Annotated in this window: 18 protein-coding genes; 9 read left to right on the top strand and 9 right to left on the bottom strand. The window is 48.9% G+C overall.

What is annotated here, in order from left to right; genetic code table 11:
- Nucleotides 1–163 precede the first annotated feature (163 nt).
- Genes nagC through nagB form a run of 3 tightly spaced genes read right to left on the bottom strand, consistent with a single transcriptional unit; the run spans nucleotide 164 to nucleotide 3330 of the window.
- Complete coding sequence (gene nagC / locus BIT28_RS28100) at nucleotides 164–1378, bottom strand: DNA-binding transcriptional regulator NagC (RefSeq protein WP_075768282.1); 1215 nt, start codon at nucleotides 1376–1378, stop codon at nucleotides 164–166.
- 2 nt (nucleotides 1379–1380) lie between these two features.
- Nucleotides 1381–2517, bottom strand: coding sequence for an N-acetylglucosamine-6-phosphate deacetylase (gene nagA / locus BIT28_RS28105; RefSeq protein WP_075768283.1), 1137 nt, complete (start codon nucleotides 2515–2517; stop codon nucleotides 1381–1383).
- A gap of 12 nt (nucleotides 2518–2529) precedes the next feature.
- A complete protein-coding gene (nagB, locus tag BIT28_RS28110) occupies nucleotides 2530–3330 on the bottom strand; it encodes a glucosamine-6-phosphate deaminase (RefSeq protein WP_075768284.1) in 801 nt (266 codons plus the stop codon).
- Nucleotides 3331–3585: 255 nt separating this feature from the next.
- Here nagB and nagE point away from each other — a divergent pair, with 255 nt between their 5' ends.
- Nucleotides 3586–5076: an N-acetylglucosamine-specific PTS transporter subunit IIBC gene (gene nagE / locus BIT28_RS28115; RefSeq protein WP_075768285.1), complete on the top strand. Its 1491-nt coding sequence runs from the start codon at nucleotides 3586–3588 to the stop codon at nucleotides 5074–5076.
- 407 nt (nucleotides 5077–5483) lie between these two features.
- Nucleotides 5484–7148: a glutamine--tRNA ligase gene (glnS, locus tag BIT28_RS28120; protein WP_075768286.1), complete on the top strand. Its 1665-nt coding sequence runs from the start codon at nucleotides 5484–5486 to the stop codon at nucleotides 7146–7148.
- Nucleotides 7149–7285: 137 nt separating this feature from the next.
- Here glnS and fur read toward each other — a convergent pair whose 3' ends face one another.
- The 4 genes from fur to BIT28_RS28140 form a co-directional block, all read right to left on the bottom strand.
- Nucleotides 7286–7732, bottom strand: coding sequence for a ferric iron uptake transcriptional regulator (gene fur, locus BIT28_RS28125; protein ID WP_075768287.1), 447 nt, complete (start codon nucleotides 7730–7732; stop codon nucleotides 7286–7288).
- 516 nt (nucleotides 7733–8248) lie between these two features.
- A complete protein-coding gene (gene fldA / locus BIT28_RS28130; protein ID WP_075768288.1) occupies nucleotides 8249–8776 on the bottom strand; it encodes a flavodoxin FldA in 528 nt (175 codons plus the stop codon).
- A gap of 235 nt (nucleotides 8777–9011) precedes the next feature.
- A complete protein-coding gene (locus BIT28_RS28135; protein ID WP_075768289.1) occupies nucleotides 9012–9233 on the bottom strand; it encodes a DUF2788 domain-containing protein in 222 nt (73 codons plus the stop codon).
- A 94-nt stretch (nucleotides 9234–9327) separates the two neighbouring features.
- Nucleotides 9328–10092, bottom strand: a complete 765-nt coding sequence (locus BIT28_RS28140) for an alpha/beta fold hydrolase (RefSeq protein WP_075768290.1) — start codon at nucleotides 10090–10092, stop codon at nucleotides 9328–9330.
- Nucleotides 10093–10194: 102 nt separating this feature from the next.
- Between BIT28_RS28140 and seqA the strand changes: the two genes are divergently transcribed.
- Both seqA and pgm read left to right on the top strand, forming a co-directional pair.
- Nucleotides 10195–10737, top strand: a complete 543-nt coding sequence (seqA, locus tag BIT28_RS28145) for a replication initiation negative regulator SeqA (RefSeq protein ID WP_075768438.1) — start codon at nucleotides 10195–10197, stop codon at nucleotides 10735–10737.
- Nucleotides 10738–10772: 35 nt separating this feature from the next.
- On the top strand, nucleotides 10773–12419 hold the full coding sequence (gene pgm, locus BIT28_RS28150; protein ID WP_075768291.1) for a phosphoglucomutase (alpha-D-glucose-1,6-bisphosphate-dependent): 1647 nt from the start codon (nucleotides 10773–10775) through the stop codon (nucleotides 12417–12419).
- A 59-nt stretch (nucleotides 12420–12478) separates the two neighbouring features.
- On the opposite strand, the gene BIT28_RS28155 is transcribed toward pgm, so the two are convergent.
- Nucleotides 12479–13294 (bottom strand): DUF1853 family protein, encoded by an 816-nt coding sequence (locus BIT28_RS28155; RefSeq protein WP_075768292.1) that lies wholly within the window; start codon nucleotides 13292–13294, stop codon nucleotides 12479–12481.
- A 120-nt stretch (nucleotides 13295–13414) separates the two neighbouring features.
- Between BIT28_RS28155 and BIT28_RS28160 the strand changes: the two genes are divergently transcribed.
- Complete coding sequence (locus BIT28_RS28160; RefSeq protein ID WP_075768293.1) at nucleotides 13415–13621, top strand: DUF2517 family protein; 207 nt, start codon at nucleotides 13415–13417, stop codon at nucleotides 13619–13621.
- Nucleotides 13622–13765: 144 nt separating this feature from the next.
- Entirely contained in the window at nucleotides 13766–14524 is a 759-nt protein-coding gene (locus BIT28_RS28165; RefSeq protein ID WP_075768294.1) for a Nif3-like dinuclear metal center hexameric protein, read from the top strand.
- Between the two features lie 74 nt (nucleotides 14525–14598).
- Here BIT28_RS28165 and BIT28_RS28170 read toward each other — a convergent pair whose 3' ends face one another.
- A complete protein-coding gene (locus tag BIT28_RS28170) occupies nucleotides 14599–15888 on the bottom strand; it encodes a citrate synthase (RefSeq protein WP_075768295.1) in 1290 nt (429 codons plus the stop codon).
- 389 nt (nucleotides 15889–16277) lie between these two features.
- On the opposite strand from BIT28_RS28170, the gene sdhC reads away from it, so the two are divergent.
- Genes sdhC through sdhA form a run of 3 tightly spaced genes read left to right on the top strand, consistent with a single transcriptional unit; the run spans nucleotide 16278 to nucleotide 18787 of the window.
- Nucleotides 16278–16679, top strand: a complete 402-nt coding sequence (gene sdhC, locus BIT28_RS28175; RefSeq protein ID WP_075768296.1) for a succinate dehydrogenase cytochrome b556 subunit — start codon at nucleotides 16278–16280, stop codon at nucleotides 16677–16679.
- Nucleotides 16673–17020, top strand: a complete 348-nt coding sequence (gene sdhD, locus BIT28_RS28180) for a succinate dehydrogenase, hydrophobic membrane anchor protein (protein WP_075768297.1) — start codon at nucleotides 16673–16675, stop codon at nucleotides 17018–17020. The genes sdhC and sdhD overlap by 7 nt, the downstream gene beginning before the upstream one ends.
- Nucleotides 17021–18787, top strand: coding sequence for a succinate dehydrogenase flavoprotein subunit (sdhA, locus tag BIT28_RS28185; protein ID WP_075768298.1), 1767 nt, complete (start codon nucleotides 17021–17023; stop codon nucleotides 18785–18787).
- The last annotated feature ends 4 nt before the right edge of the window (nucleotides 18788–18791 follow it).

Here is an 18791-nt window from a genome sequence, read left to right on the forward strand (position 1 = left end):
CGTTATCGCATAAGCCATAGTGTAGTTTGGGTGTAGAGGCTTAATTTTTTGCGCAATATACCACAAGGGGCATGTACCTGTCCGGTACATGCCCCTTTTTAGTGTGGTGAAAAAGCTGCTGTGCTATGAGCTTGGCTTGCTGTCAGGCACTGTGGTGTCGGGCCTAATCTTCAAGTAGTCGTTGAAGCAGCACGCCGTTAAGCATAGCACGCTTGATCATTGAAAATGCCCCGATGGTAGGCTGGCTATAGAGCTCAGATTCTACAATCGGCAGATCTTTATGGAACGTCGACAGTGACTGGGTTTCAACGCAGCGGCGAATAGCCGGGAAAATGACATCTTTGGCCTGGATGATATTGCCGGCAACCACGATTTTTTGCGGGTTGAATAAATTAATCGTCATAGCCAATGCCTTGCCGAGTTGATTACCGACCTTGATCAGTACCTGGCAGGCCAGTTCGTCACCCTTGTTGGCCGCTTCGCAGATGGCTGGCATAGTGACTTCCTCCAGCTCCTGCAGGCTGCTACGGTAACCTTGGGCCAGCAGGCTCTGAGCCTGTTTGATGATGGCCGGATCTGCCGCCACTGTTTCCAGGCAGCCGAAGTTGCCGCACTGGCACTTGTCACCGAGCGGATCAATCTGGATATGGCCTATCTCACCGACATTACGGTTAAAGCCAAGGAATACCTGTCCGTTCACGATGATCCCGGCACCGGTACCGTGGTGGACACTGATCAGGATTGAATCTTTACAGTCCTGGCTCGCGCCGAAATAGTGTTCGGCTAACGCCAGGCCTCGGATGTCGTTACCGACAAAGCAGGAAACGCCGAATTTCTCGCTGATAATTTCCGAGAGCGGAAAGTTATCCACCTCAATATGTGGCATATATTCGACCACGCCGGTTTCCGGATCAATCAGTCCCGGCAGGGTAATACCGAAAGCGACCAGCTCACGCATGATATTTTGGTTGTCTGCGATGAACTGGCGGATATGGCCAAGCAGGCCGTCGGTCAGTTCTTGCTGGTTGGCGTAGTTAAACTGATGAGCGGCGCTGGCTATGTGCTTGCCGCTCAAGTCGTAAATGGTTAATTCGATATAGTTGCGTCCAAGCCGGATAGCAATCGAATGGAAAGGCGCTGACTCTGTCGTCAGCGAAATGGCACGTCGTCCACCGGTGGAAGCCTGCTGCGCGACCTCTTTGATCAGGCCGCGTTCAAGCAATTGGCGGGTGATTTTAGTAACGCTTGCAGGAGCCAGCTGACTTACGTCTGCTACCTGGATACGTGAAATAGGGCCTTGCAAGTCAATGAGTCTGTAAACAGCTGCACTGTTAAGCTGCTTTACCAGATCTACATTACCAATTTGTCCGCCTGTCATAGTTAGTTCTGCTCGTATTCACCGTTAACAACAGTCGCCCGAACATGGTAGTCACGATCAAAAATAGCCAGGTTAGCAACCATGCCTTTTTTGATGGCCCCCAGTGTCTTGTCCGCACCAATGGCACGAGCAGGATACAGGGTTGCCATACGAATCGCTTCGTCCAGGGCGATACCTGCATGCTCGACACTGTTTTGAACTGCTTCTATCATAGTGAGTGCCGAACCGCCAAGTGTGCCATTTTCATCAACACACTTGCCATCACGGTAATATACTTTCTTACCGACAAAAATAAAGTGATCAATGTCTGCTCCTGCTGGTGCAGTTGCATCGGTGACCAAAACAAGTTTTTCGCCTTTCATCCTGTGAGCCATACGAATATTGGCATAATCTACATGAAAACCGTCCGCTATCACCCCGGTGTAGACATCCGGCGTGTCGTAGATGGCCCCGACCATGCCTGGCTCGCGGCCGGCAATCGGTGTCATGGCATTAAACAGGTGGGTCGCAAAGCTGATACCGGCCTCAAAGCCTTTGCGCGCCTCGACATAGGTCGCATTGGTATGGCCTGCAGAAACAACAATACCGGCCTCGGCCAGATGTCGGATATGCTCGTGGGAGTTTTGTTCCGGTGCCAGTGTTACCTTGGCCACGATATCGGCATTGTCACAGATGGTCTGGATCATGGCGTCATCGGAACGACGGATGTGATCGACACTGTGGATACCTTTTTTCATCACGTTCAGGTAAGGACCTTCCAGGTGCAAACCGAGCGAGTGGTTTTGATACTGGGCATGATATTCGCGGGCTGCGGCAATGACCGTTTTCATATCTTCGTCAGACGAGGTGATCAGCGTCGGCAAGAAGCTGGTGCAGCCTGATTTCAGGTTGGCGCGGTGCATGGTATGGATGGTATCGGCATTGATCTCATCGTTTAGCATGACGCCGCCGCAGCCGTTGAGCTGCAGATCGATGAAGCCTGGTGTCAGGTTGGCCCCGTCCAGATCCAGCGTTTCAATATCTTGAGGTAGCTCGTCGGCAGGGCAAATAGCGTGAATGTTCACGCCGTCAATAATGACGGCGTGGTTACTCAGCACATCGCTACCGGTAAAAATACGGCAGTTGGTAAGCGCGTACATGAACAACTCCTATTACAGGTTCTTGATGTTTTCAGCTTCCAGTTCCTGGAAGTATTTCACAGTTTTGACTTTCAGCTCCTGTGTTGACGGCTCGTCACAGACAATCAGTGATTTAGGGTGTAGCTGAAGGGCAGATACCGTCCACAGGTGGTTAACCGAACCTTCAACGGCGGCTTCAAGAGCCTGGGCCTTGTTGTGGCCGGTAACCAGAATCATGATTTCCCGTGCATCCAGCAGCGTACCAACACCGATGGTTAGTGCGTACTTTGGTACCTGATCCATATCACCGTCAAAGAAGCGCGAGTTTGCAATACGTGTGTCTTCGGTCAGTGTTTTGATACGGGTGCGTGATGCCAGCGAAGAAGCCGGCTCGTTGAAGGCAATATGTCCGTCATTGCCTACACCGCCCATGAACAAATTAATTTTACCGTAAGATTTGATCTTGTCCTCGTAACGCTGACATTCTGCTTCGTGATCGTCAGTATTACCATTCAGGAGATTGATGTTTTCTTCTTGAATATCAATGTGTTTAAAGAAGTTGTTGTACATGAAGCTGCGGTATGACTCAGGGTGGTCGGCCGAGATACCGATATACTCATCCATGTTGAAGGTAACAACGTGCTTAAAACTTACTTCTCCAGCTTCATAAAGCTCGATCAAACGCTTGTATGTTGCCAGTGGAGTACCACCAGTCGGTAAACCTAATACAAAAGGACGGTCGGCTGTTGGCTGAAATTTATTAATAGAATCAGCGATATAGCGAGCGGACCACAAACCTACATCTTTAGCTTTATTCAGCGGGATTAGTCTCACGGTGATACCTCATTCCTAGTAGAAAATACGATTAAATCTTAGCGGCATATTACCTTTGTTTTGGATAATAAAATAAGTTTTATGATCGGGCTAGCAAAATCGCTCTATTGTTAGTTAATCAGGTGATAAAGATCACAATTGATGAGGTTTTAATTTGCGGGGCGAAATTAATCTCTTACACTGCAAATGACTTAATCGGATAACTAAAAAAAGTTATCTGGATCGCATCTAAGAAAACCATAGGGGGAACTAAGGGTGAATATTCTTGGATATTTTCAGAAAGTAGGTAAGGCGCTGATGGTACCTGTTGCCACGCTGCCTGCCGCCGCAATATTAATGGGTATTGGTTACTGGATTGATCCGAACGGCTGGGGTGCAAACAGTGCACTGGCAGCCTTTTTGATCAAGGCTGGTGCCGCTATTATTGATAACATGTCTGTACTGTTCGCAATCGGTGTTGCGTACGGTATGTCTAAAGATAAAGATGGTGCAGCAGCACTTTCTGGTTTTGTTGGCTTTTTAGTCGTTACAACGCTGCTGTCTCCGGGCGCAGTTGCACAAATTCAAGGCATTGACCCTAGCGCAGTGCCTGCAGCATTCGCGAAGATCAATAACCAATTTGTCGGTATCTTAGTCGGTATCGTATCTGCTGAAATCTATAATCGCTTCTCTGCTGTAGAACTTCACAAAGCCCTGGCATTCTTCTCGGGCAAGCGTCTGGTTCCTATCCTGACGTCATTCGCAGGTATCTTTATTGCTTTCATTCTGATGTACATCTGGCCAGCTGTTTATGGTGGTCTTGTGAACTTCGGTGAAGGTATCCAGGGTATGGGTGAGCTAGGTGCCGGTATCTATGCATTCTTTAACCGTCTATTGATTCCTGTTGGTCTTCACCACGCACTGAACTCTGTATTCTGGTTTGACGTTGCCGGTATCAACGATATTCCTAACTTCCTTGGTGGCGCGAAATCTATTGCTGAAGGTGTGGCGACTCCGGGTGTGACCGGTATGTATCAGGCAGGCTTCTTCCCAATCATGATGTTCGGCCTGCCGGGTGCGGCACTTGCGATGTACCATACAGCGAAAGCCAAGAACAAAGAAAAAGTTGCTTCAATCATGATTGCAGCCGGTTTCGCATCATTCTTCACCGGTGTTACTGAGCCGCTAGAGTTTGCCTTCATGTTCCTGGCACCTGCGCTATACGTTGTTCACGCAGCACTAGCTGGCTTGTCTGTATACATTGCGGCATCAATGCAGTGGATTGCTGGCTTCGGCTTCTCGGCTGGTCTGGTCGATATGGTGCTGTCGACGCGTAACCCGCTAGCGGTTAACTGGTACATGCTAATTGTTCAAGGCCTGGTATTCTTCGGTCTGTACTACGCAATCTTCCGTACTGTCATTGTTAAGTTCAACCTGAAAACACCGGGTCGTGAAGACGATGATACGGAAGAAGGTTCAGTTGCTGGTTCAGAAGAAACGGGTGAGCTGGCTAAACAGTACCTGAAAGCGCTGGGTGGCCACGGTAACCTTGAGAACATCGATGCATGTATCACGCGTCTGCGCCTGACACTGAAAGACAGCAGCCTGGCTGATGAGAAAACTCTGAAGGCTCTGGGTGCCATGGGTGTGGTTAAACTTGGTACCAACAATATTCAGGTTATCCTTGGCCCGCTGGCGGAAATCGTTGCTGGCGAAATGAAAAAAATCCCGGCATCTGAAGATCTCTCTTCGGTAAAACTGCCTTAATGACCTAAAGCCGGGCTCCTGGTCAGGGAGCCTGGATAACGGCGTGAAGAGCGGCCTCTTGTTGGAGGCCGTTTTTTTTCCAAAACAAGATTACAATGAGGCTTGGCCATCGCTACCGCAAGGCTCCGCTCTGGTTCGGCGGGTTGTGCCTTGCTAGTTTCCGAATACGCTTTCCCCGAAGTGTATTCCGAAGCTGCCCTGGTAGTTTTAGGCTTGGGTTGCCCTGCATCTTGAGGTTGCTTGGGTATAGTGATGCTCGAATTGGGTGTCATCTGTTTATATTGCCCTGCGATAGCGGGGTTTTTTTATACATATCGACAAACAATGCACACTATTTGTTGAGTCGTGCACCATATTTATGGATCATAGAGGGTTCTAAAATCCTGTAAGCACACGAGGTGTAATAGATGAGTGAATCTGAAGCTCGTCCAACTAACTTTATCCGCCAGATCATTGATGCGGATTTAGCAAGTGGCAAACATACAAGCGTACATACCCGATTCCCGCCGGAGCCGAACGGCTACCTGCACATCGGTCATGCTAAATCAATTTGTTTGAACTTCGGTATTGCTCAGGACTATCAGGGTCAATGTAACCTACGTTTCGACGATACTAACCCTGAGAAAGAAGACATCGAATACGTTGAGTCTATTAAGAACGATGTTAACTGGTTGGGCTTCGAGTGGAGCGGTGAGATTTGCTATTCATCAAACTACTTCGACAAGCTATACGGGTTTGCTATTGAATTGATTAATAAAGGCTTAGCGTATGTTGATGAGCTAAGTCCAGAGCAAATGCGTGAATACCGCGGCACATTGACTGAGCCGGGTAAACACAGCCCATACCGTGATCGCAGCGTTGAAGAAAACCTGGCGCTGTTCGATAAAATGAAAAATGGCGAAGTGGAAGAGGGCAAGATGTGCCTTCGCGCCAAGATCGACATGGCTTCACCGTTTATGGTGATGCGTGATCCGGTTATCTACCGTGTGCGTTTCGCCACTCACCACCAGACTGGCGACAAGTGGTGCATCTATCCGATGTACGATTTCACGCACTGTATCTCTGATGCGTTGGAAGGTATTACGCACTCTATTTGTACCCTGGAGTTTATGGACAACCGTCGTCTGTACGACTGGGTGCTGGATAACATTACGATTGACTGCCAGCCGCGTCAGTATGAGTTCAGCCGCCTGAACCTTGAGTACACGGTTATGTCCAAGCGTAAGCTAAACCAGCTGGTAACCGATAATCTGGTTTCTGGTTGGGATGATCCGCGTATGCCGACTATCTCTGGCCTGCGTCGTCGTGGCTTTACTTCTGCCTCTATCCGCGAGTTTTGTAAGCGCATTGGTGTAACCAAGCAAGACAACACCATCGAGATGGGCTCACTGGAATCTTGTATCCGTGATGATCTAAACGAAAATGCACCTCGTGCAATGGCCGTTCTGGATCCTGTTAAAGTTGTTATCGAAAACTTTGATGGTGAAGCGGAAATCTTGAATGTAGCGAACCATCCGAATAAGCCTGAGATGGGAACCCGCGAAGTACCTTTCACTCGTGAGTTGTATATCGAGCGTGAAGACTTCCGTGAAGAAGCTAACAAGAAGTACAAGCGTCTGGTGCTGGGTAAAGAAGTGCGTCTACGCGGTGCCTATGTGATCAAGGCTGAACGTATCGAGAAAGACGAAGAAGGTAATATCACTACCATCTTCTGTACTTACGATAACGAAACGCTGGGCCAAAACCCAACAGACGGCCGTAAGGTGAAGGGCGTGATCCACTGGGTATCAGCGGAAGCGGGTATCCCTGCTGAAATTCGTCTGTACGATCGTCTGTTCACTGTACCGAACCCTGGCGCTGCTGATGACTTTGTTTCTGTGATCAACCCGGAATCACTGACCACTAAGCAAGGTGTCGTAGAGCCGTCGTTGGCTGATGCTGAAGCAGAGAAAGCATTCCAGTTTGAGCGTATGGGTTATTTCTGTGCAGATAGCAAAGACTCTTCTAAAGAGAAACTTGTGTTTAACCGCACGGTTGGCCTGCGTGATACTTGGGCTAAGATTGGCGATTAATAGCAAAGCCAGCTAAGGCTGGCTTTTTGATCCCATAAAAAAAACCAGCCGCTTGGCTGGTTTTTTGATTTAGAGTCAAGCGCCTAAGCCGCCATCTGTCATAGTCAATATATCGCAGTAAAGGCTTAGGGCATTAATTATTTTTGATCGTGCAGCTCTGGGTTTTCGTTACAGTCACCTTCCATGCAGTGACCATAGAGGTACAGGCTGTGGTTAGTCAGGCGAACGTTGAAGCTGGAAGCAATCTCTTTCTGGCGCTGTTCGATAACTTGGTCAGAAAACTCAATAACTTTTCCACAATCAAGACAAACCAGGTGGTCATGATGGTGCTGAGTGGCCAGTTCAAATACTGATTTACCGCCTTCGAAATGGTGGCGAGTCACAATACCAGCATCATCAAATTGGTTCAGTACGCGGTAAACCGTTGCCAGGCCAATCTCTTCACCAATATCGATTAGTTTCTTGTATAAGTCTTCAGCACTAATGTGTTGGCAATCAGGCTGCTGCAATACTTCCAGAATTTTAAGACGCGGAAGCGTAACTTTTAAGCCTGCTTGTTTAAGTGCGTGATTATTATCTGACATCCGAGTTTCCTATTGGCTAGCCGCAACAACATGAAGCGGTAGTCTTTCTCATATCTATTTATTATAAGTGACGACAAGGTAACAATAAACCTTAAAAAGCGATGAATCTACCTGATATGTAACTTTTCTTTACTTTGCAGGCTTGTTACAAAAATGTTGGTGTGCTCTTCGTGCTAGTGGCTAGGGGGGGCTGAGGATGAAAGAGATTTTCCGGCTGGCTAGTATAGCGTTGCCCCTAAAGAAGTGGCGGCTGCTCTGGGGAATGAGGTTCGGAACATCATATACTTCCCAATACTGCTGTTATTTCAGAACTTGTCTGAAGTTAACGTAGTGGAATATAAATGCTAATCGTACTCAATACCGCCGTGAAATCTTCTCATGAATTGAGTTGTTATATGCGCTTTTGTTTATATGCGGTTAGGGTATGTAAGCTATATCGAGGTATGCAGATCTGATTGCGATTACAGAAATAAAAAACGCGCCAGAGGGCGCGTTTATTGGGCATAACAGTGACGATTAGTCGGCCAGTTCAGCCAGGCACATTTCGTCATAGATTTGGTTTACCCACTTCTCTACGCGCTCGTCAGTCAGTTCCGGCTGGCGATCTTCATCGATGCAAAGGCCAACGAAGTGGTTGTCGTCAACAAGTGCTTTTGATGCTTCAAACTCAAAGCCTTCCGTCGGGAAGTGGCCAACGATAGTTGCGCCGCGGCCTTCTACGATTTCGCGAACCGTACCCATAGCGTCACAGAAGTACTCTGCGTAATCTTCTTGGTCACCACAACCGAAAATAGCAACAAGCTTAGTCGAGAAGTCGATACCTTCCAGCTCAGGGAAGAAGTCATCCCAGTCACACTGCGCTTCACCGTAGTACCAGGTAGGGATACCTAACAGTAGCAGGTCGAAGTTGTCGATATCTTCTTTGCTGCTTTTAGCGATATCTTTTACTTCAACCAGTTTTTTGCCCAGTTGCTTCTGGATCATTTTAGCGACAGCTTCTGTATTACCTGTGTCGCTACCAAAGAAGAGTCCTACACTCGCCATAGTAGAGATTACCCGTATTAGTTGTTGACCGTTATCCTTGATGATAACGATATACATAAATCTTATCAGGACGCTGGTCCTGAGTTTCAATGATCACTTATCAAGCGGTGACACTTGTCACTTGAATGCTCGATGCTGTTTTATCTGATGACCACTAGCTCTTTGTCAGAGCATGTTCTATTTCATGATTCGGCTTTGTTGCACGCTCGGCAGTCGCTGAATTCAGCTATAAATGTTAACCAATGCCAGCGCCTTCCCAGCTAATCTGGATCAGGCCCTTGGTGATAAACCCGGCGCAGCCCAGAAAAAGGACAAGCCAGACAATTTTGCGGCCAAATGGTGGCACATTACCCTGCTTCAGTACATCCTTTATGGCCATGCCGATAAAGAAAAATATTGCGGCGAACAACAAGTCCAGCCCAATCGATTCAAGCAGTTCCATGTGCTCGTATAACATTTCTGTCTCCTTACAGCCGTTGAAGCCGAGCTAGGCGCGCACTATAACACAGACAGTAGGTGCCTGTTAACGGTATAGGGGTGCTTGATTCGCCTTAAGCTGATTGTAAGAAGTTCAGAATTATACGGTTTACTGTCTCTGGTTTCTCGGCATGCAGCCAGTGTCCGGTATTTGCCACCATGTGGGCCTTGGCCGAAGGAAACTGGCGTGCGATAGATTCTCTGTGCTCTGGCAGGATATATTCGGACTCCTGCCCCTTGACGAACAAGGTCTTACCTGTGAATTCAGGCACTTCCTGCCACCCCATAATGGTATCGTAGTTGGCGATCAGGCCCTCGACATTGAAGCGCCAGTTATAGCCGCTGTCTGTCTTGGCAAAAGACTTGAGCAAAAATTGCCTTACACCCGGTTCGAGCACATGTTTAGCCAAGTGAGTTTCGGCTTCACTGCGTTTGCCAACGGTGTGCCTGGCGACTTCCCGCAGGCCGGCAAAGACATTTTGGTGGCGGTGTACGTGGTAATGGACCGGCGCCATATCCAGGACGATTAAATGGTTAAAGCGGGGCGCTGCCAGCTCGGTCATTGCCATGGCAACTTTTCCGCCCATAGAATGGCCAATGAGCGAGAACCGCTCTATATCACATAGGTCGATGACCTTCAGGACGTCGGCAGCCATTTCGCGGTAGGTAAATGTATCTGAATGGGGGGAGCGGCCATGGTTTCGAAGATCGATGCTGATCACTTTATATTTATCTTTCAACGATCTGGCGAGCAGTCCCAGATTGTCGGCACTGCCGAAAAGACCATGGATCAAAATGATCGCTTCACCTTGTCCGTCCACTTGGTAATGAAGATTCACTGACTATTTTCTCTTGTTGATAACGCTTTACCGTAGAGTATAACCTCGGATCACGTTATAATCTCACGGTGATTTTCAAACGGAACGATAATGAACACTACGATGAAGAGTATTGAGGTAGACGAAGAGCTATATCGTTATATTGCCAGCCAAACCCAGCATATTGGCGAGAGTGCATCCGACATTTTGCGCCGCCTGTTAATGGTGCCAGAGCAGAGCGAACAGCAGCCAGAGGTTGTTATGCCTGTTCGACCTAAGGGTATCGTGGTAAGTAAAGACGCGGGTAATGTAACGAAAATGGATCGTGTAAAAGAGATGCGATCGTTGTTGATTTCAGATGAGTTCGCCGTCCAGGAAAAAGCCATCGGCCGCTTCATGATGATCTTGTCGTCGCTTTATCGTATCGATCCGAAAGGCTTTACAGAAGCTGCGGCAATCAAAGGTCGTACCCGCATTTACTTTGCCGAGAGCAAAGACACACTGCTGGCGAGTGGTAAAACGACCAAGCCGAAAGCGATTCCCGAGACCCCGTTCTGGGTAATAACGAATACGAATACTGATCGCAAACGTCAGATGGTTGAGCAGTTGATGGGCAAAATGAACTTCGGTGCAGATATCATCGACAAAGTTTGCGGTGAAATTTAACTGGCGTTTCGCCTTTTTATTACAAGGATAAGTTAATGGCAATCCATCCTCGAGCCGGGCAGCGTGCCCAGCAAGAAGATATGCATAACATTCCCGCATTAGTGGCAAATTATTTTCTTATTGAGCCGAGCGTTACTCAACCACAGCAGAAAGTTGCCTTTGGGACTTCTGGTCACCGTGGTACGGCTGATAAAGGTACATTCAACCAGCACCATATCTGGGCTATCGCCCAGGCTGTTGCTGAAGTACGTGCTGCTAAAGGTGTGACAGGCCCGCTGTTTTTGGGTAAGGATACTCATGCGCTGTCTGAGCCTGCGTTCACTTCTACGCTAGAAGTGCTGGTTGCGAACAATGTGAAGGTAGTGATCCAGCAAGGGCGTGGCTATACCCCGACTCCGGGTGTCTCACACGCTATTTTGTGCCATAACAAAGCCAACGCCGATAAAGCTGATGGCATTGTGATCACCCCGTCTCACAACCCGCCTCAGGACGGTGGTATCAAGTACAACCCTGTCCATGGTGGTCCTGCCGAAGGTGAACTGACTACCGCGATCGAAAAGCGTGCCAACGAGATCATTGCCAATGGCATGGTCGATGTGAAGCGTGTGTCGATTGAGCAGGCATTTGCCAGTGAGCTGGTGGTCGAGCAAGAGCTGGTGTCACCTTATGTCGATGATTTGGTCAACGTTATCGATATGGCTGCAATTCAGAAAGCCAACCTTAAAATCGGTGTTGATCCACTTGGTGGTTCTGGCATTGAGTATTGGCGTCAGATTGCCAGTCATTACGGGCTGGATCTGACGCTGGTCGACGAGTCTATCGACCCGTCTTTCCGCTTTATGTCGCTGGACAAAGACGGTGTGGTCCGTATGGACTGCTCGTCGCCTTATGCGATGGCTGGTCTGCTGGCACACAAAGACAGCTACGATCTGGCTTTTGGTAACGACCCTGACTACGATCGCCACGGTATCGTTACGCCTGCCGGCCTGATGAACCCTAACCACTTCCTTGCAGTGTGTATTGACTACCTTTACCGTCACCGTCCGGACTGGAGCCAGGAAGTGGCCGTTGGTAAAACACTGGTATCCAGTGCGCTGATTGACCGTGTTGTGGCTGATCTGGGCCGTGAGCTGTGTGAAGTACCGGTTGGTTTCAAATGGTTCGTTGACGGTCTGTACTCTGGCGAGCTAGGTTTCGGTGGTGAGGAAAGTGCTGGGGCATCTTTCTTGCGCATGGACGGTACGCCTTGGTCTACCGACAAAGATGGTATCTTGCTATGTCTGCTGGCGGCTGAAATCACGGCTGTTACCGGTAAGAACCCGCAGCAGTACTACGAAGAACTGGCTGACAAGCACGGCGCTTCGCAATACAACCGTCTTCAGGCTGTCGCCAACGGTGAGCAGAAAGCGGTACTGAGCAAGCTGTCTCCTGAAATGGTGGCTGCAGAGACTCTGGCTGGTGATGCAATCACAGCCCGCCTGACACATGCACCGGGTAATGGTGCGGCGATTGGCGGCCTTAAAGTGACCACCGAGAATGGCTGGTTCGCTGCGCGTCCATCAGGCACCGAAGATATCTACAAGATTTACTGCGAAAGCTTCAAAGGCGAAGAGCACTTAGCCCTTATTGAGCAAGAAGCGCAGGAAATTGTCAGTAAGGTATTTGCCGACGCTGGTCTGTAAGATTATTTAGCTGATAAAAACGCCCTTCGAGGGCGTTTTTTTATGCCTGTAAAAAGTCATTAACGGTCTCTGTTATGCGTTGGCCAGTGATCGGGCACCACAAACCAGACTTGGTCATCAGGGCTGACGGCTTGTGTCGGGATCGACAGCTCACAGGTATCAAGATACATTTTGAGATCCTGGTAACAGGGGGGGCTGATCCACTGGGTCTTGCTCAGTTGCCTCAGTTGTAAATCTGGTGCCTGTGACTGATAACACCATTTGCCGTTCAAAGCATCCGGGTTGATGGCTATACCTGAACCTAGATCTGAACCTGAGCTGAGCTTGTCATGGGGATAAAAGAGTCGTCCCTGCATGATCAGGCGCTTGATAGCGGGTTGGCCGAACTGGGGAGCAAGTTGGTGTCTAAAGGCTGGATGGTCACAGAGCGCTAACTGGTGCTCCAGCATGCGAGCCGTTTTTTTATCCAGGTTGTCGCTGGCATTCGGGCCGGGCCAGCTGTTCTGGAAAGCAAGGTAGAACTTAATGGCGACTTCCCAGTGTTCGAGCTGGCCGGTGATTGTATTTTTGATCAGAAAATCGATAGCGCCGAGTGTTTGCTTGTTCCACTTTAGCTGAATTTCTTCAGCCACGAGCAAATAATCGGGATGTGCTGCAATCAGTTGTTGCCATAACCACTGGTAATAAAAGCCAAGCCGTCTGTTGCCCTGGTAATCGGTGTGATCTGGCATGGTTGCCTTAGCCCTAAAATTAGACAGCCAGGCCTCATCGGCGACAAACGGTTGGCCACAGGTGAGCGACGGGCAGGTAAGCACCGCATTGATGTCGTTTCTAAATTGTTCCTTGCTTGTTAGCTTACTGTAAGTACATGACATGTTGGGACTTAGTTTACTCATCAATTATAAAATTTGGTCGAAAAGTGTGCGTTGTGATGCAGTGCGACAATATTATTTAGATTATTGTTTATACAGGTTAGACCAGTTGTTGAGGCCCTTATGTACAAGTCATTTTCTAAGATCCGCATCTTGTTTCGCCGGGTGTTTGTCGTGCTTGTCGGCGTCATTAGCTTCCCTGTTATGATTTTCTTGCCGGTCGATAAGCGTTCTCGTTTTTATAGCTACCTGCATCGATTTTGGGTTAAAACCAGTACCAAGCCAGTGTGGCTCGAGGAGTCTGAACATGGCTCACAAGATCTATATTAGCTAGCTGCTAGTTAGAATATTGAAAAAGCTGCAGTGATGCAGCTTTTTTGATCTTGCGGGTGGGGAAGGCCGGTCCTTGTCTGAGTTCTGCATTTTGAGGGGATTTGGGTATAGAATAACGCTAACTGAAAAAAGGAAGCGATAATGAATAACCTTAAATTGGAAGCAGTACTCAACGGGCTGCTGAGCCCGCATCTCATCAAAGACTATTGCCCGAACGGCCTACAGGTGGAAGGGAAGTCAGAAGTAAAAAAAGTGATCACTGGGGTGACGGCTTGCCAGGCCCTGATTGATCGCGCTATTGAAGAAAAGGCTGATGCAATCCTTGTTCATCATGGTTACTTCTGGAAAGGTGAGCCGGCAGAAATTCGCGGTATGAAGTTTCGTCGTATCAAGGCATTGATAGAAAACGGGATTAACCTGTATGCCTATCACTTGCCGTTAGATGTTCATCCTGAGCTGGGTAACAATGCCAAGCTGGCCGAGCTGCTTGAAATTGAAGTGCTGGGGGGAATGGAAGAGGGCAATCCACAATCTGTTTCTGTTTTTGGTCAGTTTGAGCAGCCGTTGACAGGGGAAGAGCTGGCCTCGCGCCTGTCGATTGCACTTCATCGCGAGCCGTTACATATTGGCGACAATGCCCCGGCTGAAATTAAAACTATCGGCTGGTGCACCGGCGGCGGACAGGACTTTATTGAACTGGCAGCTCACAAAGGGCTGGATGCCTTCATCTCCGGTGAAATCTCTGAACGTACCGTTCATACGGCAAGAGAGTTGGGAATTCATTATTTTAGTGCCGGTCATCACGCCACCGAGCGCTATGGTATTCTGTCACTGGGAGAGTGGCTGGCTGACGAGCACGATCTGGATGTCCGGTTTATTGATATCGACAACCCGGTTTAGTGGTTGTAAAAAAAGGCGAATAAAAAAGGTTGAGCATTTCTGCTCAACCTTTTTTGTTTCAGGCTCGAGAACGGTTATTCGCGTTCGTGGATCGGGCTGAACTCACGCTGCGTGTAACCGGTGTACAGCTGGCGAGGACGGCCGATACGGTTGCCCGGATCGTTGTGCATTTCGTTCCAGTGCGCAATCCAGCCGATAGTACGGGACATCGCGAAGATCACGGTAAACATAGACACTGGAATACCGATCGCTTTCAGGATAATACCTGAGTAGAAATCAACGTTCGGGTACAGTTTCTTGTCGATGAAGTATTCATCTGAAAGTGCAATACGCTCCAGTTCCATAGCTACATCAAGCAGTGGATCCTGAATGTTCAGTTCTTCCAGTACCTCATGGCAAGCTTCACGCATTACCGTTGCACGTGGATCGTAGTTCTTGTAGACACGGTGACCGAAGCCCATAAGGCGGAATGGGTCATCCTTGTCTTTCGCTCGTTCGACATATTCTGGAATATTGTCGACACTGCCGATCTCTTCCAGCATCTTCAGGCAGGCTTCGTTGGCACCGCCGTGTGCAGGACCCCAAAGCGAGGCAATACCGGCTGCAATACAGGCAAACGGGTTGGCACCCGACGAGCCCGCCAGACGTACAGTTGACGTCGAGGCATTTTGCTCGTGATCAGCATGCAGGGTAAAGATTTTGTCCATTGCCCGTGCAACAACTGGGCTGACTTCGTATTCTTCACATGGTGTCGCAAACATCATATGCAGGAAGTTCTCTGCATAATCAAGATCATTGCGAGGGAAGATAAACGGCTGACCAATTGAGTATTTGTAACACATTGCAGCCAGTGTCGGCATTTTTGACAGCAGGCGGAAAGCCGTAATTTCACGGTGGGTATCGTTATTGATATCCAGTGAGTCATGGTAGAACGCTGCAAGCGCACCAACTACACCACACATAACTGCCATTGGGTGAGCGTCACGGCGGAAGCCGTGGAAGAAGCTGGCAATCTGTTCGTGGACCATGGTATGGCGAGTAACAGTAGTACGGAATGTTTCGTACTGTTCGCGCGTAGGGACTTCGCCGTACAAAAGAATATAACAAACTTCTAAATAATCAGCGTTATTCGCTAATTGGTCGATCGGGTAGCCACGGTGAAGCAGCACGCCTTTATCGCCGTCAATATAAGTAATTTGAGATTCACATGATGCAGTGGCTAGAAAACCAGGGTCGAATGTGAAGTAACCGTTCGCGCCAAGTTTACGCACATCGACTACATCTGGCCCTTGTGAGCCCCCGAGAATCGGCAGTTCGACTGGTGCTTCCCCTTCAATGTGAAGAGTAGCTTTCTTGTCTGCCATAACAATCTCCTTTGCTTTTTTATAATCCTAATCCAAAGCGGATGTGCATTTGTTGTACCGATTGAGACGCCATTTGTCAATTTTTGTGCCTGTTTGTGTGCGCTTGTTAATAACTTTGATTGAAAACGTGCAAAATTTCCAAATCGTGTTAGAGGTCATGTAACGGGATTTGTAATTGGTTGTTACGGGGCGTATACTCGCCGCAGGTCTCTGGTTCTGCAGCTGCCAGGAACGAATGCTTAAGTTGTCAGCAATATTAGTCACTTAGGTTGCTTTTTGTTTTTAGGTCCCCGTTAAAACATTATTGCAACTAAAGGTTACAAAGATGTTAAGTTTGTTTTTCTGGCTTAAGCGGATCGGAGAATTCTATAAAAAAATAAAATGCTTCAATGGAGCTGAGTGGGCAAACCGTGAAAGTAAATAAGCCAAGACCTGTCAACCTCGACCTACAGACGATTCGCTTTCCTCTGACGGCGATTGCGTCAATCCTGCACCGTGTATCAGGCGTGATCACATTTGTTTCTGTTGCCATCCTACTTTGGCTATTAGGCCTTTCCCTTTCCTCCCCTGAAGGTTTCGCAAGCGCTGCCAACATTGTTGACAGTTTTTTTGTGAAATTTGTTTTGTGGGGTGTACTGACTGCATTGTTCTATCACATTGTGCTGGGCGTGCGTCACCTGTTGATGGATATGGGATATTTTGAAGAAATGGATACCGGCATTGCGAGCACCAAAGTGAGCTTCGCAATCGTCGCAGTTCTAGCTATCTTCGCTGGAGGCCTAGTATGGTAAACAACGTATCGACAATCGGCCGTAATGGTATACACGATTTTATTCTGATTCGCGCAACAGCAATCATTCTAACCCTTTACACCATTTATATGGTCGGATTCTTCGCCTTTGGCCCGGATCTAAACTATGAAACATGGACCGCCTTTTTCGGCAAGCTGAGCACCAAGGTCTTTACTATGTTGGCTCTGCTGTCGGTTCTGATCCATGCCTGGATCGGTCTGTGGCAAGTGCTGACTGACTACATTAAACCTGCCGCCCTACGAGCAGGTATTCAGTTTGGTGTTGTAGCCGTCCTTTTTGTATACCTGTTTTCAGGTTTCTTCATTGTGTGGGGTGCGTAAGTGAGCATTGCAGTTCGTGAGTTTGATGCCGTAGTAATCGGTGCTGGTGGTGCAGGTATGCGTGCCGCACTACAAATTTCTGAACAAGGTCTGAAATGTGCCTTGTTGTCTAAAGTTTTCCCTACCCGTTCACATACCGTGTCGGCGCAGGGCGGGATTACCGTTGCGCTAGGTAATTCGCACCCGGATAACTGGCAGTGGCATATGTATGACACTGTAAAGGGCTCTGACTACATTGGCGATCAGAATGCCATCGAATATATGTGCCAGAACGGTCCTAAGTCGGTTATCGAGCTGGAGAAAATGGGCTTGCCGTTTTCTCGTTTTGATAACGGTACTATTTATCAACGTCCATTCGGTGGTCAGTCCAAAGAGTTCGGTGGCGAGCAGGCAGCACGTACTGCCGCGGCGGCTGACCGTACCGGTCATGCTTTGCTTCATACGCTTTACCAGCAGAATGTTAAGCACAAGACCACGATTTTCTCCGAATGGTATGCATTGGATCTGGTGAAGAACCAGGACGGTGCGATTCTGGGCTGTACTGCGCTTTGCATGGAAACCGGTGAGATTTGCTACTTCAAGTCGAAGGCAACCATCTTGGCTACCGGTGGTGCAGGCCGTATCTATGCCTCGACCACAAACGCCCACATTAACACTGGTGACGGTGTTGGCATGGCATTGCGTGCCGGTGTACCGATGCAGGATATGGAAATGTGGCAGTTCCACCCGACAGGAATTGCCGGTGCCGGTGTACTGGTGACCGAAGGTTGTCGTGGTGAAGGTGGTTACCTGTTGAACAAAGATGGCGAGCGCTTCATGGAGCGTTATGCGCCGAACGCCAAAGACCTTGCCGGTCGTGATGTTGTTGCCCGCTCGATGATGGTCGAAATCCGTGAAGGCCGCGGCTGTGACGGTCCGTGGGGCCCACACATCAAGCTGAAGCTGGATCACCTTGGCAAGGACGTGTTGGAGTCGCGTCTGCCGGGTATCTGTGAACTTTCGCGCACCTTTGCCCACATTGACCCGGTGAAAGAGCCTATTCCGGTGATCCCGACCTGTCATTACATGATGGGTGGGGTACCAACTCAGGTATCAGGGCAGGCTGTGAAGCAGAATGCGGCTGGTCAGGACGAGGAAGTCCAGGGCTTGTTTGCTTGTGGTGAGATTGCCTCGGTATCGGTTCACGGTGCCAACCGCCTGGGTGGTAACTCACTGCTTGACCTTGTGGTATTTGGCCGTGCAACGGGTCTGCACCTTGGTGAAACCCTGCTGGCACAGGCTGAGGCCCGTCCTGCTACCGATTCTGATATCGAAGCTTCCCTTGAGCGTGTTAATCGCTGGAACAGCACTCAGAAGGGGGAAGACCCTGTTCAAATTCGTAAAGACCTGCAGTCGTGCATGCAGAATAACTTCTCGGTATTCCGTGAAGGTGACGCAATGGCGACCGGACTGGAAGAGCTTAAAGGTATCCGCGAGCGCCTGAAGGAAGCGCGTCTGGATGATACGTCTACCGAGTTCAACACCCAGCGTATCGAATGTCTGGAGTTGGAAAACCTGATGGAAACGGCCTATGCAACGGCTGTTGCAGCAAACTACCGTACCGAGAGTCGTGGTGCCCATGCCCGATTCGACTTCCCTGAGCGTGACGATGCAAACTGGTTATGTCATTCAATTTACAACCCCGAGACAGAGCAAATGTCGAAGCGTGATGTAAATATGTCACCTGTTCATCGAGAGGCGTTCCCGCCTAAAGCACGTACTTACTAAGGGA

The organism is Photobacterium proteolyticum (assembly GCF_001939735.1).
Lineage (GTDB): Bacteria > Pseudomonadota > Gammaproteobacteria > Enterobacterales > Vibrionaceae > Photobacterium > Photobacterium proteolyticum.